We start from the raw sequence: 21,120 nt of genomic DNA, 5'->3' as shown, positions 1-21,120 counted from the left end.
TCATGACCGGTTCAGCTTTCGACAACCTGACTAACTCCAAAGAATCGATTCAGGATGCGGCCGCGGCTGGTACCTCCTCAGAAGCTGCGGGATCCCAGTTATTTCTGATTCGACTCACGCTTCACACCGCCCTGTGGCGGTACGTCAGAAAAATTGGAGACCTCCGGTCGTCCATCGCGCACGACCATGGTGGAGGAGCCCCGAAACAGTATCAGTACGGATTGCTTCGTCGGCGCCGCGACGGGAAGCTGCGCACGCGCCTCGGCGACGAGGCCGTTGAACGTCTGCTCCACGAGCGTGACGAAGCGAGGTGGGCCGGAAACCAAGACGAGACCATTCCCCGGCGCCGGCCTTACGACATAGCGGGCATCGGATATGTCAAGCTCATCGAGAGCTGTCTTAAATGCATCGAAGCGAACCGGGGCCAGCACAAGCATCCGAGTCTGTGCTTCCCTGGCAGCAGACACATAAAGCACAAGGCCGTCGAAATACCACTGAAGATCGTACAGTTCCGTTAACCGGTCTAGGAACTCGCGCGGCGCCAAATCCGGCATACGCCCGCGAATCCGTCCCCTTACCTCGGCGCTGACGTTGACGCGAATTTTCAGGTTGCTTCCGAATTCCTTCAGCGCGGCAGAGAGATCCTGATCCAGAACCGTATACCTATAGGGCGTCGAGGGAAGCGATAGAGACAAGCCGAGAGTTGAGCGAATTTCAAAGGAGACGAAAAGCCCGACTAAGAAGAGTCTCTTCAGGTTGCGCAGAATGGTGGGTCGGATCTGAGCTCTTGACATGGCGTCCTGATAAATCAAAGGCTGAAACTCTCAAAACCACTTAAGCCGCGAAGACACCTTATTCTGTGATAATCGCGCCCTCGTAAGCTTGTCGTCAGCTCGCTTCGCTAGGTATCGGCGCAACAGCGGGTGAGAACCGGCTGGACTCATTCAACGCGAACGAGAAACAAATCGAGTCCTTGCATGATGATGCCTGTCTCGTCAATCTCTGCCAATCCGACCGAATTTTGTCCAGCGCCGGCATCACCGCCGCTGGGCGAGCAGGCGCAGTTTGAGTGTGCGCTAGCGCAGGCGGCCGCCGATTCGAAGAATGATACCGTGCTTGGGCCGGCAAGGGTGGTGCCAGTCACCGCGCCGTTGGATGTTGAACGCACGACCGCGCAGACAAGCCCCTGGGGCGACCGCCTGTTCCAGATGATCTCTCCCATCTGCCGAGACAATTCAGTTGCTTCTTCCGCGCCCGACAAGCAGCTAAGCCACGAAAAGAACGCTCTACCTGGGCCGGCGCAGAAGCTCCCTGTTGACGGTGCGGCAGCGGGAACGCCGATTGGGCACGATTTCGGCGCAATGATCGCTGGTCTGCGGGATCTCTACTTTGGCGTCACACAGATTTCTATAATTTCCAAGGGTGTCAGCGGCGTCACCTCGTCTGTGAATACGCTCATAAAGCAAGGATGAGCGGCGGCGATGATTAAGTTAGCTCACGTCAAAATGATCCATAGCTGGCCACTCGGTCGGCGATCGTTGCGCCTCGTCACGCTGCCACTTCTGTTTGCTCTTAGCGGTTGCAAGGTGGATCTTTACACACGGTTGCAGGAGCGTGAGGCGAATGAGATGCTCGCGCTTCTGATCGACAGCGGGGTCGACGCAGTCCGTGTTGCGGCGAAGGATGGAACCTCCTCGCTTCAGGTTGACGAGGAACAGCTTGCGCTGTCTATCGAACTCCTGAGCGCCAAAGGGCTGCCGCGCCAGTCTTTCAAAAATCTCGGCGAGATCTTCAGTGGATCAGGCCTGATTGCCTCACCGACTGAGGAGCGCGCTCGATATGTGTATGCCCTGAGCGAGGAGCTGTCGCGTACCATCAACGACATCGATGGGGTCTTTTCAGTGCGTGTCCATGTCGTTCTGCCGAATAACGACCTGTTACGATCAGGCGGTACGCCGTCCTCGGCGGCAGTTTTTATCCGCCATGATGCCAAAGAGGATCTTTCAGTTCTGCTACCGAAGATAAAAATGCTCGTCGCCGACAGCATCGAAGGACTGTCTTACGAAAAAGTCGAAGTGGTCTTTGTACCAGTGGCGCACTCCGTACGCGAACAACGGCTCGTACTCGAAAGTTTTTCGGCCCAACCATCGGGCTCGGTTCCAGCGCCCCTTCTAGCCATCGGGACGGGTGTTGCCGTAGCTTTACTTGCGGCAGCGTGCTATTTCTTAACCAGTACTCTAAGACGCCGGCACAGGCAATCATCGGGCACACGGGCCAAGCCCGAGGGTCGCTCGGTGGTTGCGCTATCGAGCCCGTTCGCAAAAAGTATCATCGACCGCAGCGCGTGACTGGTACTCCCGATGCCAATACTGATGCCCGCATCTACTTCCGGATCCGTTCAATCGCTCCAATCGCGTTCGGCGAGCTTGAACGATGTTGCCGCTTTGGCCCATCCAACCCGTCTTGCCGCGCGTCTTGATCCGGAGCTGTCCGCCACGACGTTAGTGCAGTTGCAGAAGCATCCCCGGCTGCAGTCAAGATTGGCGGAGCTGCTGCTTGACAATGAACTGCATGCGAGTGGAAGCAACTGGGAGCCGGATCTTCTCGGCGGGCGTGATCCCCAGCGGGTCGCGCTCCTTGCTGGTAGTGTCTGGCATGCGCGATCGCTGCTGAAGCTCGTTTCTAAGTCTGACCTCGCAGTACTTGCAGAGCACATTGGCGCTGATGCCCACGCGTTCGGCATCCGACATCTCGCCCATGCGATCGCGCTCGCAAACGCTCCGATTGCCGATCCTGAACAATTGGCGCAGCAAATCAACCACGACGGGCATGCCTGTCTCGGCGCTTGGCTCAATGACAGTACAGCCCTCGGCCGTAAGCGCGTTCTTCTTCGATTGCCCCTCGGGACCGCCGCAGAAAGCCCGTCGCCTGAACACAGTAAGGCCTCCGGCCGGCTGGTCTCGCTTGTCCTAACCCAGCTTGGTGCGGAGAACCGGGCCACATGACAGCCGACGCCCCCGCGCCTCCCATCACGCCGCAGATGCGCCCATTAGGGCCACTGATATCAGCGAGTGAACTCGAGACCTGGCATTGCGCTGCAGAAGCGCGTGATGCAGCAGACCGGCATCGGCAGCGGGTTCGCAGGTGGGCGCGCTCCGCCTATCAACGTGAATGGGCACGGGGCCGCGCCGATGGCCTGAATGCAGGCGCTGAGGAGATGGCCCGGCTCATCGCGCGGGCGGCGTCCGAGGTGGCGCGCCGGAGGGCGGTTCTAGAGCAGGAACTACCACAGCTGGTGATAGAGATAGTAACCGAGCTTCTAGGGGCCTTCGATCCGGGCGAGCTGTTGGTCACCGCGGTTCGTCATGCGATCGAGCGCAATTATAGCGGCGCGGAAGTTTACCTTCATGTGCATCCCACGCAGGTCGACATGCTCGCGCGTGCCTTTATTGGATGCGACGGGCGGGAGGGTCAGCCGAGGGTTCGAGTTGATCCGGATCCGACTTTGTCACCACAACAGTGCGTGCTCTGGAGCGAGTACGGTAATGTGGAGCTTGGACTTGACGCACAGATGCGTGCGCTGCGGCTTGGCTTTCGCGTCCATTCTGACGGGGGCGAACTGTGATCCCCCCAATGCCACAGCATACTAATCCCACCCATAGCCGTGCTCCCGATCCGGCAATCTCGTCTTTGAGGTCCATAGTAAAGCAAATCGACACGCGTGTCGTGCGTGGCCGAATCACGCGCGCCGTAGGAACCCTTGTCAATGCCGTGTTGCCGGGTGCTCGGATTGGCGAGCTTTGTCTGCTGCAGGATGCGCGAACCGGCCTGTCGCTTGAAGCAGAGGTGATCGGTTTGTTGGACAATGGGGTATTGCTCACGCCAATCGGTGACTTAGTGGGTCTGTCCAGCCACGCAGAGGTCGTACCCACCGGACGAATGCGTGAAGTGCCGGTCGGTCCCGATTTGCTTGGCCGTGTGATTGACAGTCGTTGCCGTCCACTTGACAGCAAGGGCGACGTCAAAGCTGCCGAAACCCGTCCGCTGCACGCCAGGGCGCCTAATCCAATGAAAAGGCGCATCGTTGAGCAGCCCTTCCCGCTCGGGATCCGCGCCCTGGATGGTCTCCTCACATGTGGAGAGGGCCAGCGAATTGGGATTTATGGCGAGCCTGGTTGCGGCAAGTCGACGTTATTGTCACAGATCGTAAGAGGTGCCATTGCCGACGTCTTCGTCGTCGCCCTCATAGGCGAGCGTGGACGTGAAGTTCGTGAATTCATCGAGCGGCATCTTGGGGAGGAGGGCCTCCGCCGTACGATCGTCGTTGTTGAGACCTCGGACCGCTCGGCCGTGGAGCGGGCGCAGTGTGCTCCTGTGGCGACCGCGCTGGCGGAATACTTTCGCGAACAAGGGTTACGTGTAGCGCTCATGCTGGATTCGCTGACGCGATTCTGCCGCGCCATGCGCGAAATAGGCCTTGCTGCTGGCGAACCGCCGACCCGGCGCGGCTTCCCTCCTTCTGTTTTCGCCATGCTTCCGGGCCTGCTGGAACGTGCCGGCATGGATGAACAAGGCTCGATTACAGCGTTCTATACGATCCTCGTCGAAGGTGACGGTGCCGGGGATCCAATCGCGGAGGAGTCGCGCGGCATTCTCGACGGCCATGTCGTGCTCTCGCGCGCTATTGCGGCACGATCGGATTTCCCTGCTATCGACGTGCTGCAGAGTCGCAGTCGTGTTATGGATGCGATCGTTTCTGACACCCATCGCGCGTCAGCGTCGTTTTTCCGCGATCTGCTTTCGCGCTATGCGGAGACCGAGTTTTTGCTCAAGGTCGGCGAATACCAGCAAGGCGGCGATCTGTTAACTGACCGGGCTGTCGCCACGATTGGGGACCTGAGAGAGTTTTTGCGCCAGCGCGAAGGCGAGGCGTCTGATTTTGAGGAAACGATCGCATGGATGTCGCGTCTGACTGCGTGAATCAGGTTCACGTCTTGAGGTTATCGTTTTTAAAGAATTTGCAAGAGCGTAGCGCGCTTAGGCAGCTATCGGCGAAGGACGGTCAGCGACGCATGGCCACCTCAGCTGTACAGAGCGCCTCCGAGGAGCTTGCAATTGCACTGCAACATCGCGAACTGCGGGAAGCGGCACTCTACGGAAAGTTGATGTCGCTTGACACATTGACTGGCGCTGCGCTCGACCGTCACCACCTTGAAATTGACCGGCTTGCGGCGGAAGTCACTTCTAGGCACCGCGTACTCGATGGTGCTCGCCTCGCTCAGGGAGAGGCCGAGGCAGCGGCGTCTGAAATGAGGGGCCTATGGGTCAAACGTTCGATAGCAAAGCACAAATGGAAACTTATTAAGGATGACGTCCGGCGCTCCGCAGATATTCATGCGGAGACCGCAGGCGAAATAGAAGCGGACGACGAGATATGCCATCGGTATGGGCGGGTTTCGCTCGCCCATTTGTCGCGCGACCCGGTCCGCTAAGCCCAAGGATCCTGAATGATGCGATTGTGCAGCATAGAGCCGCAATGGTAGCCGCTCTGGTCAAAACCACTGTCTTCGAACCAGCGCTAACATTGTCCCACGAGGTTGTCTCGTGGCTCAATGATATAGCATCTTCCAGGCGGCCCCTTCACAGCCGGATCGGCGACAAGCCGCTGTCGGTGCGGACACAAGGGCTTGTTTGGCAGCAGAAACCTTCCACTGTTCCGATGCTTGACTGCGTTTGGCGCGTCGGGGCTGAAACGATCGTCTTGTCGCTGTCACAGCGGCTTGTGGAGGCGCTCGTCGCGACAGTACAGAGCGGCCTTGCTTTGCCTTCCGAACCAACTGCTTCGCTCGTTCTCGAACTCGCACTCGATCCGCTTTTGGCTCAACTGGAGGGCCAGACGCAGCTGAACCTACAGCTTGTAGGCCTGGGTGAAGCCCTAACAGTGGCTCCTTATCTAGAGCTTGACCTCGTCTTCGGCTCGGTCGATGGCAAGGGCCGTCTGTTCCTGTTCTCTCCTCTTGATGGTTTGGTGCCGCCTGCCTTCCGCGCATTAGGCGAACTGATCCGCCAGTTGCCGCTACAGCCGCGCGAGGTTCCCCAGGAACTTCCGGCCATAGTTGCAGGAGTGGTCGGCACGCTCTGTGCTCCGGCAGCGCTTGTTCGCAAAGCATGTATCGGTGATGCTCTATTGCCAGACATATCTCCGTTTGGCCGCGGCCAGATGGTCCTGTCCGTGGGCCAGTTATGGGCCGGAGCAGACATTGAGGGCGACAACTTGATCCTGCGGGGTCCCTTCCGCCCGCGATCGCACCCCGTGGAGCATGTGGATATGACGACCCAACCCGAGTCCCGTCAAGAACGATCGGAAGCAGATCTCGATGATATAGAAATCATGCTTGTGTTTGAATGCGGCCGCTGGCCTATGTCTCTAGGAGAATTGAGAAGGGCGGGCGAAGGGCATGTTTTCGAGCTTGGTCGGCCGATCGACGGTCCCGTCGACATCCTAGCCAACGGTCGGCGCATCGGTCGTGGCGACATCGTGCGGGTCGGAGACGAGCTGGGCATCAGGCTTCGCAGCAGGTTGACATGCAATGACTGAGATTCAGCCGCCGATTCTATCACTTCTTGCGGTCACAGCCGGACTCGGCCTTCTGGTTTTGGCGGTCGTCACAACCACGGCGTTTATAAAGGTTTCGGTTGTTCTGTTCCTCGTCCGCAATGCGCTCGGGACCCAGACTATACCACCGAACGTCGTGCTGTACGCGGCAGCACTCATCCTCGCCACTTTCATCAGCGCACCTGTTATTGAACAGGCCTATAGTCGTATGACCGACTCGAGGATCCGTTATCAAACGCTAGACGACTGGGTAAGCGCCACGAAAGAGGGGGGAGAGCCCGTACGCGAGTATCTCAAGAAGTTCACAAGTTCAGAGCAGCGCCGTTTCTTCCTGTCCGCGACAGAAAGACTTTGGCCAGAGGAAATGCGCGCCAGAACCACACCCGATGATATCGCCATTCTCGTACCGTCCTTTCTATTTTCAGAACTCAAGCGCGCGTTTGAGATAGGATTCCTTCTCTACCTTCCCTTTATTGTCATCGATCTTATCGTAACGGCAATTCTGATGGCGATGGGCATGTCGATGGTGTCACCGACAGTAATCTCTGTCCCTTTCAAACTTTTTTTGTTTGTCGCCATTGATGGGTGGTCGAGATTGATGCACGGACTTGTGTTGAGTTACGCCACACCGGGAGGTTGAATATTACTCAGTCTAGCATTGTCACTCTTATGAGCCGGTCATTGATGGTTTTCATGATCTGGATTCTACCGCCGCTCATTGCGTCGGTGATTGTTGGCTTGGTCATCGGGATCATCCAGGCGGCGACGCAAATCCAGGATGAAAGCCTGCCCCTCACGGTAAAGCTTCTGGTTGTGGTGGCGGTGATTGGCCTGTTTGCGCCTGTGCTGAGCGCCCCGCTCATAGCGCTGGCTGACCAAATCTTTACCGAGTTTCCCGCAATCGCTCCTAGCTACCAGCCTCCACCATGATTGCGTTGCCGGCCGAGATTCAAAACCTGATCCATTCGGCTATCGAACTCCTCGCTGCAGCCGGCCTTAGCGCGGCTCGGGCGACGGGCATTATAATGGTGCTGCCGGTGTTTGCGCGGGCTCAGCTCAGCGGATTGATCCGTGGCTCCTGTGCTGTCGCCTTGGGGCTCCCGTGCTTGCCATTCGTCAGTGATGGATTGCAGGCGCTCGATCCGGAAACACGTCTGATCCAGGTGACTCTGCTCGGTGTGAAGGAGATCTTTGCCGGCCTATTACTTGGCACTTTCCTCGGCATTCCGTTATGGAGCCTTCAGGCGGCCGGTGAGTTTATCGACAACCAACGCGGCATCACCAGCCCATCCGCTCCGTCCGACCCCTCAACGAACAGTCAGGCTTCAGCGATGGGTATTTTTCTCGGGATCACCGCTATTACGGTCTTCGTCGCTTCGGGAGGCTTCGAGGTTGTGGCCAGCGCCCTTTATGGCAGCTTCCAGGTCTGGCCTGTGTATCGGTTCTACCCCACACCGACCGCCGGGGCAGCAACGGAGTTGTTAGAACTCCTCGACCACATGATGCTCACGACCTTATTGGTCTCCGGGCCTGTGGTGTCCTTCCTGTTGTTGGTTGACCTCTCAATGATGATACTTCTGCGCTTTGCGCCGCAATTCAAGTCGAGCCATCTGTCTCCGATCATCAAGAATATCGGGTTCCCGATTGTTATGACTGGCTATACTGCATATCTGGTGGTGGCAATGAGACTGGAGATCAAACCAGCGAATGGCGCGCTTGAGTGGCTGGGCGAACTGCTGAAATGAGCGAGTCGAGTGAAGAGAAGAAGCATGCCGCAAGCTCGCGCAAGCTAAACGAGGCGCGCAGAAGAGGGCAGATCGCGCGCAGCTCCGATTTCGTCCGTGCGGCCGCCACATGCGGTGGGCTCGGCTATATCTGGTTCAGAGGCAGCGAGATACAAGCCAAATGCCACGAAGCGCTACTATTGGTAGATAAACTGCAGAGCCTGCCCTTCAGTATAGCGGTCTGGCAGGCCCTCATCCTGCTCATCGAACTCACACTGGAAACTGTTGGCCCGTTGCTCGGAACCCTCATCGCTGCGGTAATACTGGCTGGATTGATAAACAACGGTGGATTTGTCTTCTCATTGGAGGCAATGACGCTCAATCTTGAAAAGATTAATCCGTTCGATGGGCTGAAGCGGATGGCGTCGGCGCGTTCGGCAGTGGAGGTTGGCAAGACTATAGTCAAAGCAATTGTCCTGAGCGTAATCTTTCTTCTCTTCCTTCTCGGCACGTGGAAGACGATGGTCTATCTTCCGATCTGCGGCGTGGGATGTATCAGCCTCGTGTTTACGCAAGCGAAACTGCTAAGCCAGATCGGAGCGGGTACCCTTCTGGTCGGCGGACTGATCGATCTCCTGGTGCAGCGTGCGTTGTTTCTGCGCGAAATGCGCATGACCAGAACCGAGGTGATGCGTGAGTTCAAGGATCAGGAAGGTACGCCGGAGCTAAAGACTGAAAGACGTCGCCTCTGGAACGAGGCTGCGCACGAGCCTTCGCTGGGAGTGCACCGGGCCACATTGCTCTTGGCAGGGAAGGCTGTACTCGTCGGTCTGCGTTACGTTCGTGGCGAGATCGGGGTGCCAATCTTGGTTTGCCGCGCCGAGGGTGAGGCTGCTCCAAAAATGTTAAGGGAAGCGCGGAGGCTACGTGTCCACATCCGCCGTGATGATGTTCTTACGCGTCAGCTTATCAGCGCGACGAAGCTGGGCGAAGCCATTCCTGCGCAATATTTCGCACCTGTCGCGAAAGCTCTTTACTCTGCAGGTTTAGTATAAATTTGACCACAGCGTTGGCCGGCCGCGCGGGCCGCGGTCATTTTGTAGTTATGCAGGTCCCTCCACAAATCGGGCTTCACTGATTCCATGTTTGTGTGGGCCGCAGCGATCTTGAGCGTCTGAGCAAAGAAGAACTGATCGAGTTGGCGCTGCAACTGCAGGGGCTGCAAAAGACCTCGCCCAAATCCTCCGAACCTCCCTCGACTGATCGCAAGGAGCCGCGCGAGCGCTCCAAAACGGGCTACGAAGGCCGCAGCCGGATCCTCCTATCTACGCCGTATGAAGTGGTCGAGCACCGTCCTAACCGGTTCTTGCGCTGCGAAGCCGTTCAGATAGCGGATTAGTCGGCGGAGACGATCAGCATCCACGGGCAATTTGACCTCCCGGAGGTGGCGACCCGCGTCACTTTATGTCGGCGCCTGACGGTGCGCTGCCGGCGCGTGGACGCGGATCGCCGCATCCGTGCCGGACGCTGCAAGGGGACACCGTTCGTGTCACACGCCCATGCCATCACTTATCACGACACCTCCCAGGCTCTGTCCTACAGGCTGCTGCAAAGCGCATTCGCGGACCCGTTCGGGCTCACCGTCAGCGAGGTGGGGTGATCAACGTCCTGTGGCTGGCGAGGGTGCCCTCGGGGCCGAGCGCAATTGAGGCATCGCGGCGTTGGGCCAGGCCCGGGTCGTCGCCTCTGATCAGACCGGTGTGCGGACCGAGGGTGCGAACGCCTGGCATTGGGTGTTCCGCTGCTCGGATACTGTAGTCCGTCACGTCTCCCTGGCCCGCGAGGCGTGACGGACCCTTATGGGTGGGCACCGGCCCGAGGTCTGGTGCTCCGACCGCGCCAGCGCGCAAAAGGGTCATATGCGACAACGCTTTCGTGAAGCTCATTAAGAGGCTGGTGAGCAATTTCATTGCTCAACCTAAGTCTTTGATTCATCATAGGTGTGGAGCTGGCCGCTGCTGCGGATGTGGGCTGTTTGACGATCCTGGAGCCCTGCCATGGATGCCAGTTGCTACGCCAGTGATCTCACCGATGCGGAATGGGCGCTGCTCGAGCCCCTCATCCCCCGCAGCCACCCTGCCGGGCGACGACAGACCTATCCCTTACGGCGCATCGCCGACGCCATCTTCTACCTGCTGCGGATACCGGTGAAGCCGGACGCGTATTCCAAGGTGAAGCCGGACACCCATTCCGATTTCATTCCGGACAGCGTTCCGATCTGAAGCCGGACACTCTCCTCGTTTGATCCTGGGTCATGGGAGATGGTGGAGTGGGATTGGCCGGTCGTCAATCGGACGATGATGCAGCGGCCGGGGAGCGCTGCTTGCGCAGGCTCTCGCCGGACAGTTCAATCCTGTAAGCATTGTGGATCAGGCGATCCAGGATCGCATCGGCGATGGTCGGATTGCCGATGATCTCATACCAGCGGTCGACCGGGATCTGGCTCGTCACGATGGTGGAGCGCCGCTCGTACCGGTCCTCGACGATCTCCAGCAGATCCCGCCGCTGATCGTCAGCGAGCTTCTCGGGCCCCCAATCATCAAGGATGAGAAGATCCACGCGGGCCAGCGCCTTGAGCATCCGGGCATAGCGGCCGTCTCCCCGCGCCAGAGCGAGCGCCGCAAACAGCCTGGGCGCGCGGTGATACACCACCGAGAAGTCCTCCCGGCACGCCTTCTGGCCCAGCGCGCAGGCCAACCAGCTTTTGCCGACCCCGGCTGGTCCGGTCAGCAGGAGCCCGCGTCGTTCACGGATCCAGTCGCAGCCGGCCAGCTTGAGAAAGAGCCCGCGGTCGAGACCGCGCGCCGCCCTGAAGTCGACATCCTCGACATGCGCGTCATGGCGCAGGCGGGCCGCCCGCGCCCGGCTCTCAAACCGCTTCTGACAGCGCAGCGTCGCCTCGCGTTCGAGCAGCAGTGCAAGCCAGTCGCCATGCTCGAGAGCCCGAGCCTCGGGCTGGGATTGCAGAGCCTTGAAGGCACTGGCCATGCCGTGAAGACCAAGATCGGCCAGCAGAGCGAGAGTGGGATGGGTCAACATGCAGGATCTCCTTAGTGGAAGTAGCCGGGGCCGCGCAGGTTGGCGTGCTCCAGAATGGCGGTGGGCTCGGGATCGCGGGCCGACACCGCTTCAGCGCGAGCGGGTTCGAGATCGCGCAACAGGCGCAGAACCCCGAGGCAAGTCCGGAAGCCCTGCTCAGGATGCGGGCGGCGCGCCAGAATAGCCGTGATCAGACCTTCCGTCTGAGGGCCGACGGACGCCGCCCAACGGCGGAAGCGCTCCGGGGTCCAGTCGGCATAGCGCCGATGGGAACTCGGCATGTGGTCCGGGTCGGTGCCGTGCCGGCGCCCACCGTAGCGGCGCTGATGGGTTGCCACGCGCTGGCCGCGGTGGAAGATCTCGATCGTGCGGCTGGTGGCCCGCAGGTCGACCTGCGCGCGGATCAGGCCGTGCGGAACCGAATAGAAGAAGCCGTCGTACTCGACGTGATAGTCCGTGCCGACCCGCACGAAGCGCCATTCGGCGAACTCGTAGTCGTCGCCCGGCAGCGGCGCGAGCGCCGGGCGCTCCATCGTCTCGAAGAGATGCCGGCGGCTGACCCCGAGGCGGCGCACGACATGATCGTTGATGCGCTCGCACGCGCCGGCAATCGCCGCATTGGCTTCGGCCAGCGAGAAGAAAGTCTGGTGCCGCAGCCGTCCGAGAATGCAGGTCTGGGCAAAGCGCACGCCATTCTCCACTTTGGCTTTGTCCTTGGGCTTTCGTGGCCGCGCCGGCAGGATGCCGATGCCGTAATGCGCGGCCATCATGCCGTAGCTGCGGTTGATCTCGGGATCGTAGAACGAGGCCCGGTTGACCCCTGACTTGAGATTGTCCGGCACGATCAGGCGCGGAACGCCGCCGAAGACGCGGAACATGCGCCCATGCGCGCCAATCCAGTCCGGCAGGGACTGGGTCCAGGTCGCCTCGGCGTAGGTGAAGTTGGAGGCGCCGAGCACGGCGACGAAGATCTCGGCCTGGCGGATCTCGCCGGTGTCGGAATCAACGATGGCGATCTTCTTGCCGGAATAGTCGACGAACACTTTGTCGCCGGCAATATGGTCCTGGCGCATGGTCGGCGAGAGCCGGCTCTCAAACGAGCGGAAGAGCTCGCAGAAGCGGCTGTAGCCATAGCCGTTGGAATGGACGGCCCGGTACTCCTCCCAGAGGATTTGCAGGGTGACGCCGGGCTTCTTCAATTCGACGATGGCTTCGGCCCAGTGGGGCTCGGGCCGCCGGCGCTGTCCCTGCTTGACGCCGGCGCGGGCGAAAAGCCTGTTCTCCAGGGCCTCGTCGGTCAGGTCGCCGGGCAAGGGCCAGCTCAAGCCGGCCTGCTCGGCGCGCTTGAGGTTCTCCTGGACGGTGCTGCGCGCGATCCCGAGCCTCTCGGCGATGTCGCGCACGCTGATGCAGTCCCGGGCCAGGCGCAGCATCTGTCTCAACTGTCTCATGGTCAGCTTCCTCTTGGCGGGCATTCCATTCTCCTCGATGACGTGAGGAGGGTGATGCCCGAGTTGCTGACCCAGGGGATCATCAGAGTGGGGAAAGTGTCCGGTAATTGATCGGAACGGTGTCCGGCTTCATTCCGGAATGCTGTCCGGCGTCAAATCGGAATCCCCGTCCGGATTGAATCGGAATCCGCAACCTGCTCCGGACAGGAGCCCAATGGCGGCTACTGCCTCACGGATATCCGCCGCGCTACGCCGTCTTCTCCCATTATGCGCAGTGGCGCGAGAACGGCACATGGGAGCACATCACACAGGTGCTGCGCGAGAGGTATCGGCGCACGATCGGCCGGTCTCCTCAACCGAGTGCGGCGACTATCGATAGCCAGTCAGTCAAGACCACCGAGATGGGCGGACCGCGTGGCTATGATGGTGGCAAGAAGATCAAGCGCCGCAAGCGCCATCTTCTCGTTGATACACAAGGCAATCTGCTGAAGACCAGCGTGCAGCCCGCCGATCTCCACGATCGCGCCGGAGCCGAACTCCTGCTGGAGCGGCTGCAGCATCTGTTCCCGGCCATTGAGTTGATGTGGGCCGACACCGCTTATCGAGGGCTGAAGGACTGGTTGCGCAGAGCGCTCGGATGGAAGCTGTCGATTCCGCAACACTGGTGGTCCGGTGGTGTCTGGACGTGGGCCGACGCGGAGCCGCCGACGCGCCCGAGCGGCTTTCAGGTGCTCGCGCGCCGGTGGGTCGTTGAGCGAACCCTGGCATGGCTAACCACCAACCGGCGGCTGGCCAAGGACTACGAACGCCTGGTCGAGACCGGCGAGATGCTGCTCTATCTCGCCATGAGCCGCATCCTGCTGCGCCGTCTCACGCGAAAGGAAAGATAATTGCTCACCAGCCTCTAAAGGGCTAGTGAGACATCTAATGATCTTCACGGAAGGCCTGCAACAGAGAGGCCTGTGTGCCGAAAGAATCTGACGATCATTTCGGGTTGACCTTGCAAGCGACAGAATTCACGGCGGGCCAGGCGGTGCAGATCGGCGACTGATTCAGGTAGCGCATTGGCCATCGCTCGCTTGACAAGGGCATTGCATTGCTCCTCCGGGTTAAGCTCTGGTGCATAAGCCGGCAGGTAGGCGACCGCGTAGTCCTGCGGATGGGCCGCAATAAAATCGGTGGTGGCGCGTGAGCGGTGTGCGTTAAGCCGATCCCAGACCACCAGCAGCGGCGTACCGACGTTCCGGCGGAAAGACCGCAGGGCCGCGATCACGGTGCTGCTTGTGACGCTGGTGCGGACATGACGGGCATAGAGCCGCCCGTCGGGCGTGATCGCCACGATGCTCGACACCTCCCGCCGTTTGCTGACGCGCTGCAGCACCGGGGTCAGCCCGCGCCGGGCCCAGGTCGTGCCCGGCCGGATCCGAGAGCTGTGGCCCGTCTCATCCATGAGCAGGAGCGTCCGGTGCTCCCGCTGCGCCTTTTTTTGAGCGCCACCCACTCGCGCTTAGGCCAGACCGCGATCACGAGTTCATCCCGCTCTTTGGCCCGGGTGGCGGGACGCTGCACGCTAAACCCATGCGCCTTGAGCGGACGCTCCAGATAGCGCGGATGATAGCGCACCCCGAACTCCCGCTCGATCAGGGCCGCGATGCGCTCGAGGGTCCACCGCTCGGTGGCAAAGCCTGCCGCCACTGCGCCTCGGTCCAGGAGTCGACCCAAGCGGGTCCAGGCTTTCTCATCCAGGCGGGGCAGCTGTCCTGGAATGGGTCGCGCGTGCAGGCCGTGCGAGCCCTCCTGGGCAAGGGTGACCGCCCAGCGACAGACGCTGGCGCGGCTCACCCCCAATTGGCGGGCGATCTCGGCTCGGGAGAGCTGTCCCTGGCGCAACAGCCTTGCGGCCGCGAGACGCCGCTCCTCCATTTGCTTCGGCGTCAGATGCGCCGGCCGCCACACGTTGTCCTGCATCGCGCACCTCCTCACGAGGATCGACACCGCCCTATGTTACACCACCTGCGTGAGAATCATTAATTTCGCGCTGCAAGTGATTGATTCACCATAGGTATGGTGTTGGGCCGCTGCGGCGGATGCGGGCTGTTGCAAGACTCACGAGCGCCGTCATGGATGCCTGATCTTACGCTAGCGATCTCAACGATGCCACATGGGCGCTGCTCGAGCCCTTGTCCCCGCATGTACCCAGCGGGAGGGCGGCAGACCTGTTCGTTACGACACTTCGTCGATGAGGTCTTCTATCTGCTGCGCACGGGAGCCCAACGGCTGTTGCTTCCGCATGAGTATCTACCCCGGTGCGGTGTCTCCTACCGCTATGCCCAGTGGCGGGAGGACGGCACTCGCGAGCACGTGACCGAGGCCTTCCGGGAGAGCGATTCTCGGACGATCGGTCGCAACTCGCAGCCCACCGCGGAGTTCATCGATGACCAGCCGGTCAAGACAACTGCGATGGCTGAAACGCGGGCTACGATCGCGGGAAAGCGCCCAAGAGCCGCAAGCGTCACTTGCTCGTCGACACACATGGCACGCTGCTGAAGAACACCGTGCAACCCGTCGACACCCAGATCGCGCACGGGTTGAACTCCCGTCGCAGGGTCGGCAGCATCCTTTTCCGGCCGTCGAGCGGCCGTAGCCAAATACCGCCTATCGTGACCTGGAGGACCGGCTGCACCGTGCGCTTTGCTGGGCTGACGATCCCGCAACACTGGAAGAGCCGCGGCGTTTGGATGTGTGTCGGTGCGGAACCGCCAATGCGACTGAGTGGCTTTCAAGTGCTTGCGCGAAGCTGGGTTGTTGAATAGACGATCGCCTGGTTGACCACCAACGGCGTCAGACTAAGAGCTACGAACGCCTGATCGAGACTCGCGAGATGCTGCTCTACCTTGCCATGAGCCGCATTCTGCTGCGCCCTCTCACGCGAAAAGAAAAGTAATTGCGCGCCATCCTCCGGAAACACGATTTGCGACCGCTTCTGACAGGCGCATCGAGTCTGGTGCAGTGCAAAGTTATTGTGACGGTGCCAATGCGCTCGGTTCGGAGTTCCCGTCAGACGCCAGGGACAAGTCGAGATTGTGTTGCACCATCTGATTTCCTGGCTCCCTTTTGAGGGCCTGCCGATATAGCACTTGTGCCGCGTCATGCCGCCCCTGAGTATCCAGAACAACTCCTTTCGCATTTAATGCGCGCAAGTTCTCCGGGTCTGCAACCAAGACTCTGTCGAGTACCTGAAGCGCCTCTTGCTGGCGCTTCTGTGCCAGCAGGACATTCGTAAGACTGATCGCCGCATCGACGTTACCCGGATGCTGCTCCAAATCCAACAAAGTCGGCACCTGTGAGTCCTGACCGACTGCGCGCAAAATGCGTTCGCGCATAGCCGGATCGATGTGTTCGGCGCCTAATAACGCTGGGGACGGCGTCTCCTCCATTGAACGATCCGGCTTACTCCAGCTCGCGCAACCGCCGAGAGGAAGGATGGCAAGTACGGCGACGAGAACTGATTTCAAGCGAAACGAAAGAAATGCCAATGAGCCTACAATCCTATACGAATACATGTCTAGTTCTCACCTTTCATCATGTGCTTTCGCCATCCGTTGATGGCAACGCGGATATCGCGAGCTTCCCCTGACGGCCCTCTAGCGTTTCCAGGCGGAGTGTAACCGATCCAGCGGGCTGAATCGTGAAGTCGGACGCAAGGTCCTGGTAGGAGAGCACAGAGAGATCGATCCCATTCCGCATGAGAAAACCGCGGACGAAGCGTCGGACATCCATCGAAGTTAATACGACAGGGTTGGTCTGATCCGACGCCGTGCTGGAAAGAACCTGACGCATCTGTGACACCAGAGCTTCGCTTTGCCGATCTTCTAGTACCAGCGTGGGGCCTGCCGCTGTGTCTCGAGCCGCACTGCGCACCAAATCCTCAGTTTCACGTTCGATAATCAAGGCGGCCACGATTCCGTGTCTGTTGGCATTGCGGTGACAGATCTGGCGTTTCATACAAGAGCGCACGTATTCCGTGAGAAGGGCGACATTTTGCTCACGCTCGCTCCATTCGGCTAATGCCTCCAACACGATGCGAGAGTTGCGGATCGGGACACCTTCATCCAGCAGGCGGCGGAGTACATCGGCGATCCGAGGTATCGGTGTCGTCCGCAGCACCTCCTTCACCAGATCAGCATAATCCCGCTCCATCCGGCCCATCCACCGGCTGGTCTCCTGGATGCCGATCAAGCGCGATGCATAGCGGGTCAACGTCGTTTGGACACGTAGCGCGAGGAGTTCGCTTGGATGGTGATACCTGATGCCAGCAGCTTTGAGAGCCGGTGCAAAGCTTTGTTCGGCCCAGATAGCGTCTGCTTGTGGATCATGCCGGAAGGGAATGCCACTCGATTCAATGTTCGCGAGCTCGTCTTTGAGCGTTAACTCTGTCGGATTAATCGAATTCTGCTCGACCGGCACGCTCTCGATATCTATCCTGAACTGTGAACCCAGCAGCTGCTGATCGGCAGCGACAGGAATACGGGGGACGATAATGCCGAGATCGGCGGAGACTAATTGAGAAACGCGCGCAATGTGCTGTTGTAGTTCGACTTGATTGATCGCACGCATAAGGTCCGGCGCAAGGAAGAGGACAATCGGACATGCCTCCGACGGCATGGTTTCGTTCTGAGGCTCCTCTGACGCTGCAGTTGTAGAAGCGGTGCCTCCCGCGCCCAGCCCATTACCCTTGACAACGCTTGCCGCGGCGAAGATCGCGGCTAAGATAAGAAAGACGGGCAGAGGAAAACCAGGAACGAGCCCCATCGCAACCAAAACAACGGCCGCAAGCCGCAATGCTCGCTTACTGCCCGTGAGTTGATTGACTATGTCGGTTCCAAGGTTAAGGCTCCCTGCCCCGGTCACACGGGTTACGATTGTCGCCGCGGTAATTGAGAGCAGGAGGGCCGGAATCTGCGAGATTAGCGCGTCGCCTATGGTCAGTAGGGTATAATGACGCAGCACCTCGCCGAAGGGCATACCCTTCGAAAGCAGGCCAATCGAAATCCCACCCAGCGCGTTGATGAAAATAATCGCCAGCCCGGCAACAGCGTCGCCCTTCACAAATTTCATCGCACCATCCATAGCACCGTAAAGTTGGCTTTCCTTCTCCAATGCGCTGCGCCGTGCCCGAGATTCGTCGGCATCGATGTCGCCATTTCGTAACTCTGCGGCGACCGCCATTTGCTTGCCCGGCAGAGCGTCGAGCGTGAAGCGCGCCGCCACTTCTGCTACTCGTTCGGCGCCCTTCGCGAGGACGATGAACTGCACCATAGTCACAACCAGAAATATAACAATACCGACCACGATATTGCCTGAGATCACGAATTCACCGAACGTGTGAATGATGCTGCCTGCCTCCCCTTCGGCCAGGATCATCCGCGTTGTTGCGATGGTGAGCGCCAGACGGAAGACCGTTGCAATCAAGATAACGCCGGGCAGAGAGGAAAATTCGAGTGGCGTGCTGATATACAAAGCAACCATTAGCAGCAGTACGGCCAATCCCATATTGAACCCGATCAGAGCGTCGATCACAATAAGAGGTATTGGCATCACCATCATAGCTATGGCCAGAATTAGCATCAGCGCGACCGTGAGGTCCGGGTTGGCCGGCGCGCGCTGGATCAGGTTACGCATGATGTTGGCCATGGAGCCTCCATTCGTGATCGTTTGAGAATCGCTATGCTGCTAAACAGCTTTCGAAGATCCACCACCCATCGCGACGCTTGAGACTGAAAGGTCGCGAGAACGGCTGGTTACCAGATGCATCCGTTCTGTGCAGGACCGTTAGAGTCCCCGCCGAAGTGGTCCGAGGCGAGCGTATGGGCTGGAAACCGCAAAAGTCGAGCAACCACAACCCAGCATGAGAGGCGAACTGCAGCAGGGGCAGGTTTCGCGTGCTTTGCGGGCAAGCGTGGCAGACGTAGGAAAGGCTGCCGAGCAAATCGCGCTGCTGCTTGGGGATAAGCACGACATTCCCGGTTTGGAACCGTGGTCTGTTATCGTGTAGCCTGGCGCCAGGCCCGGTCCCGCCTTCGGCGGGCCTCCAGCCAAGCTGCTTCCGGTTCCACCGGGGTAGGCACGCCCGCCGTAACTGGTTCTGCGGGACGACAACGCCTTCACGCAGCGCCCGACTTCCGGGGGCGACAGGGTAAGCGTGGCGGCTTGGCAAACGGAGTTCTCCTTAAAATTTGCCTAAAGACCGGAATCATCTAATACGGGAGAGAAGCAAGGCGGCCATTTCGGCTCAGCAGCACCTGCCTGTCCTCGATCCGATCGACTGTCCATCCATCGTCCAAAAGCGCCCCGATGAAATACTTCTCACCCTTGACGACAACATAGGGCGAGGGTCCGCGCCAAACCGCTTCAACTGCGATTGCGGACGGCGACTTCTCCTCCTTGGTGATTACCCTATTGACCAGTGTTAGAGCGCCCTTCGTGTGTTGATCGAACCACCGCTGAACCTGCTGCCATCGCGTGGCCGATGCGGACGTGACGGTGCCTTCAGCGGTAACAACACCCTTTGCGGAGCCGATCTTAATGTTGAGAAGGCCTGCTTTATCGATTGCTTGTTGCAGGTCTTTAGCAGCTGCCAGGGTAGTCTGATCATCGGTTTGGTCGTAGGTCAGTTTGGATTCAGGTTTGGCATTAGTTGAATTGGCGCTCGATGCCCGGGCGCTGCCGTAGTAGGAGAGAACCGCTGAGACTACTCCGATCCCGATCGAGCCCAGTAACACGAGAGCTGGCACAGGGATCGCGACGCGGGACGCAACTCTTGAACCAGCTGGCGCTGCACCCTGTGCCGACCAGAGTATCGACATCGCGCCTAGGTCAGTGATGGCCGGAAGAGGAACAAGACTAAACTCACCCGCGGCAATACTCCCGCGGCTCTCCACGTTGCATCCAGCGCCAAGGGCCTCCACCTCGATCGAATTGGCTCGAAGAGTGATACGAAGATGATTCGGCGCGAGTCCCTGCTCGACGAAGACGATGTCGGCATCAAGGCCGCTACCTATTACGTTCGTCCCTGGAGCCAGCGTTCCGGTCAGCCCGCAATAGAGGCCCGATAGAACTTCGAAATGAAGGCAAACCGCGTCGTCCAAGGATATTCTTCCGAACAAGGAGAGGAGCCGCACGGCAATCGCCGTGCGGCCCGTTTCAGCTCTACATCGCGCCACCAAGTAGTGCGATCGAGACTACCTAAGGCCGGCGTCAGACATCACGTAGCGCGTTCGTCGGCCGCCTTCTTGATTGTCGAGAGCTCCGTCGTAAGCGTGCGCAGCTGCATGCTCCTAGCCGTAGCTTCGGCGCTAACCGCTGCCAGATCGGCAAGTTGGGCCTGGAACGTAGCAGCGCCCGCCGTTTTGGTAGCTGCGCTCCCAGCCGCCGAAAGAATTGTACTAGCGCCGCTACCAGCGGTTCCTCCAATACCAGGCATATTGCTTTCCTTTCTTCGAATTGTGCCGTAATCAACGGCACGCTGCTTCCTGACGAGGACTATCCAGCGTCAGGTATCCTCTTCGGTCTCTGCCATAGCCTCCTCGGCATCAGCCATGACATCGTTCATTATAGTGAGCGCAACCGCTCTGAGCGCCAGTTCGAAGGCCTCTTGTTCTGATGCAGCTCGCGAGCCGTCGCCGGAATCGGATGGGACATCCGTCGGATCGTGCCCCCTGACCGGTTTGTTAGGATCTGATGGCTCGTTAGGATCAACCGGCTTTTCAGGATGGGGCGTTCCATGGCCCCCTGCGCGGGCCAAGGACACACCGAAGCTGCCAAAACTTCCAATTGCTGAGACCATCGGGTACTCCGGCGTTTATCTTCATTATGGACGGGCGGCGATGCCGCGTAGGCATCCACCTCCTCAAGCTAACGCCAACAGCTTTCGATAACCTGACGAGTGTTAGAAAAAATTGGAAGGCAAAGCTAGCTGGCCGGCCTGCTGTTCAAGTGCTGCCTTATAGACGACGGGATCGTGCCGAAAGCGGGTGCGCAGGGTTCGTGCGCGGCGGCCTCTTTGCAGACGCTGGCGCAAGCTCGTCCAGTGCTCCCGGTTCGCGGCGCCCAGATCTCGTGCCGTGGGCGCCTGCAGGAGGGTCACGGTGATCTTCCCTCGCGTTGGATACTGCTGGCGAATTCGTTATTCGGTGGAGCGGTTAAGGTGGGCTCAGCGTTCAAGCTGTGG

The 21,120-nt window shown here is 59.5% G+C and carries 23 protein-coding genes and 1 pseudogene; 15 read left to right on the top strand and 9 right to left on the bottom strand.

Going from position 1 to position 21,120, the window contains the following annotated elements:
• Positions 1-98: 98 nt before the first annotated feature.
• A complete protein-coding gene (locus KBI52_RS07960; RefSeq protein WP_210806568.1) occupies positions 99-794 on the bottom strand; it encodes a secretin N-terminal domain-containing protein in 696 nt (231 codons plus the stop codon).
• Positions 795-977: 183 nt separating this feature from the next.
• Here KBI52_RS07960 and KBI52_RS07955 point away from each other — a divergent pair, with 183 nt between their 5' ends.
• From KBI52_RS07955 to KBI52_RS07895, 13 genes and pseudogenes are all read left to right on the top strand, one after another.
• Positions 978-1,472: a nodulation protein NolB gene (locus KBI52_RS07955; protein WP_114948599.1), complete on the top strand. Its 495-nt coding sequence runs from the start codon at positions 978-980 to the stop codon at positions 1,470-1,472.
• 9 nt (positions 1,473-1,481) lie between these two features.
• A complete protein-coding gene (gene sctJ / locus KBI52_RS07950; protein WP_114948598.1) occupies positions 1,482-2,348 on the top strand; it encodes a type III secretion system inner membrane ring lipoprotein SctJ in 867 nt (288 codons plus the stop codon).
• A gap of 78 nt (positions 2,349-2,426) precedes the next feature.
• Positions 2,427-3,005 (top strand): nodulation protein NolU, encoded by a 579-nt coding sequence (locus KBI52_RS07945; protein WP_371823135.1) that lies wholly within the window; start codon positions 2,427-2,429, stop codon positions 3,003-3,005.
• Positions 3,002-3,625, top strand: coding sequence for a type III secretion system stator protein SctL (sctL, locus tag KBI52_RS07940; RefSeq protein WP_210806566.1), 624 nt, complete (start codon positions 3,002-3,004; stop codon positions 3,623-3,625). Before KBI52_RS07945 ends, sctL begins: the two co-directional genes overlap by 4 nt.
• A gap of 8 nt (positions 3,626-3,633) precedes the next feature.
• On the top strand, positions 3,634-4,980 hold the full coding sequence (sctN, locus tag KBI52_RS07935) for a type III secretion system ATPase SctN (protein ID WP_210806563.1): 1,347 nt from the start codon (positions 3,634-3,636) through the stop codon (positions 4,978-4,980).
• Complete coding sequence (locus tag KBI52_RS07930) at positions 4,956-5,492, top strand: hypothetical protein (RefSeq protein WP_210806561.1); 537 nt, start codon at positions 4,956-4,958, stop codon at positions 5,490-5,492. Before sctN ends, KBI52_RS07930 begins: the two co-directional genes overlap by 25 nt.
• 44 nt (positions 5,493-5,536) lie before the next feature.
• Positions 5,537-6,598 (top strand): type III secretion system cytoplasmic ring protein SctQ, encoded by a 1,062-nt coding sequence (sctQ, locus tag KBI52_RS07925; RefSeq protein ID WP_210806558.1) that lies wholly within the window; start codon positions 5,537-5,539, stop codon positions 6,596-6,598.
• Positions 6,591-7,256, top strand: a complete 666-nt coding sequence (gene sctR, locus KBI52_RS07920) for a type III secretion system export apparatus subunit SctR (RefSeq protein WP_114948592.1) — start codon at positions 6,591-6,593, stop codon at positions 7,254-7,256. Before sctQ ends, sctR begins: the two co-directional genes overlap by 8 nt.
• Before the next feature lie 29 nt (positions 7,257-7,285).
• Positions 7,286-7,546, top strand: coding sequence for an EscS/YscS/HrcS family type III secretion system export apparatus protein (locus tag KBI52_RS07915; RefSeq protein ID WP_210806555.1), 261 nt, complete (start codon positions 7,286-7,288; stop codon positions 7,544-7,546).
• Complete coding sequence (gene sctT / locus KBI52_RS07910) at positions 7,543-8,361, top strand: type III secretion system export apparatus subunit SctT (protein ID WP_210806552.1); 819 nt, start codon at positions 7,543-7,545, stop codon at positions 8,359-8,361. Before KBI52_RS07915 ends, sctT begins: the two co-directional genes overlap by 4 nt.
• Positions 8,358-9,395 (top strand): EscU/YscU/HrcU family type III secretion system export apparatus switch protein, encoded by a 1,038-nt coding sequence (locus KBI52_RS07905; RefSeq protein WP_210806550.1) that lies wholly within the window; start codon positions 8,358-8,360, stop codon positions 9,393-9,395. Before sctT ends, KBI52_RS07905 begins: the two co-directional genes overlap by 4 nt.
• A 95-nt stretch (positions 9,396-9,490) precedes the next feature.
• Complete coding sequence (locus tag KBI52_RS07900) at positions 9,491-9,739, top strand: hypothetical protein (RefSeq protein WP_210806548.1); 249 nt, start codon at positions 9,491-9,493, stop codon at positions 9,737-9,739.
• A 658-nt stretch (positions 9,740-10,397) separates the two neighbouring features.
• A pseudogene (locus tag KBI52_RS07895) lies at positions 10,398-10,541 on the top strand (transposase); the annotation flags it as partial.
• Positions 10,542-10,686: 145 nt separating this feature from the next.
• Here KBI52_RS07895 and istB read toward each other — a convergent pair.
• Both istB and istA read right to left on the bottom strand, forming a co-directional pair.
• Positions 10,687-11,439, bottom strand: a complete 753-nt coding sequence (gene istB / locus KBI52_RS07890; protein ID WP_210806546.1) for an IS21-like element helper ATPase IstB — start codon at positions 11,437-11,439, stop codon at positions 10,687-10,689.
• 11 nt (positions 11,440-11,450) lie between these two features.
• Positions 11,451-12,914 carry an IS21 family transposase gene (istA, locus tag KBI52_RS07885; RefSeq protein WP_371823134.1) on the bottom strand — a complete coding sequence of 488 codons (1,464 nt, stop codon included), beginning with the start codon at positions 12,912-12,914 and terminating at the stop codon, positions 11,451-11,453.
• A gap of 155 nt (positions 12,915-13,069) precedes the next feature.
• Between istA and KBI52_RS07880 the strand changes: the two genes are divergently transcribed.
• Entirely contained in the window at positions 13,070-13,780 is a 711-nt protein-coding gene (locus KBI52_RS07880; RefSeq protein WP_315974505.1) for an IS5 family transposase, read from the top strand.
• A 44-nt stretch (positions 13,781-13,824) separates the two neighbouring features.
• Here the strand turns inward: KBI52_RS07880 and KBI52_RS07875 are convergent, their stop codons facing one another.
• Together KBI52_RS07875 and KBI52_RS07870 are read right to left on the bottom strand one after the other, a co-directional pair.
• Positions 13,825-14,340: a transposase gene (locus tag KBI52_RS07875; RefSeq protein WP_210806543.1), complete on the bottom strand. Its 516-nt coding sequence runs from the start codon at positions 14,338-14,340 to the stop codon at positions 13,825-13,827.
• A complete protein-coding gene (locus KBI52_RS07870) occupies positions 14,277-14,858 on the bottom strand; it encodes a winged helix-turn-helix domain-containing protein (RefSeq protein ID WP_210806541.1) in 582 nt (193 codons plus the stop codon). The genes KBI52_RS07875 and KBI52_RS07870 overlap by 64 nt, the downstream gene beginning before the upstream one ends.
• 96 nt (positions 14,859-14,954) lie before the next feature.
• On the opposite strand from KBI52_RS07870, the gene KBI52_RS32790 reads away from it, so the two are divergent.
• Positions 14,955-15,437: a transposase gene (locus KBI52_RS32790; protein WP_315974504.1), complete on the top strand. Its 483-nt coding sequence runs from the start codon at positions 14,955-14,957 to the stop codon at positions 15,435-15,437.
• A gap of 470 nt (positions 15,438-15,907) precedes the next feature.
• On the opposite strand, the gene KBI52_RS07860 is transcribed toward KBI52_RS32790, so the two are convergent.
• From KBI52_RS07860 to KBI52_RS07845, 4 genes are all read right to left on the bottom strand, one after another.
• Positions 15,908-16,426 carry a tetratricopeptide repeat protein gene (locus KBI52_RS07860; RefSeq protein WP_247654260.1) on the bottom strand — a complete coding sequence of 173 codons (519 nt, stop codon included), beginning with the start codon at positions 16,424-16,426 and terminating at the stop codon, positions 15,908-15,910.
• Positions 16,427-16,472: 46 nt separating this feature from the next.
• Positions 16,473-18,584, bottom strand: a complete 2,112-nt coding sequence (gene sctV / locus KBI52_RS07855) for a type III secretion system export apparatus subunit SctV (RefSeq protein WP_210806536.1) — start codon at positions 18,582-18,584, stop codon at positions 16,473-16,475.
• Positions 18,585-19,147: 563 nt separating this feature from the next.
• Positions 19,148-20,038 (bottom strand): hypothetical protein, encoded by an 891-nt coding sequence (locus KBI52_RS07850; protein ID WP_210806534.1) that lies wholly within the window; start codon positions 20,036-20,038, stop codon positions 19,148-19,150.
• Positions 20,039-20,838: 800 nt separating this feature from the next.
• On the bottom strand, positions 20,839-21,036 hold the full coding sequence (locus tag KBI52_RS07845) for a hypothetical protein (RefSeq protein ID WP_210806532.1): 198 nt from the start codon (positions 21,034-21,036) through the stop codon (positions 20,839-20,841).
• Between the last annotated feature and the right edge of the window lie 84 nt (positions 21,037-21,120).

Source organism: Microvirga sp. HBU67558 (assembly GCF_018069605.1).
Classification (GTDB): domain Bacteria; phylum Pseudomonadota; class Alphaproteobacteria; order Rhizobiales; family Beijerinckiaceae; genus Microvirga; species Microvirga terrae.
The sequence above is the reverse complement of the archived record's forward strand: the minus strand, read 5'-3'. Positions and strand labels throughout refer to the sequence as shown.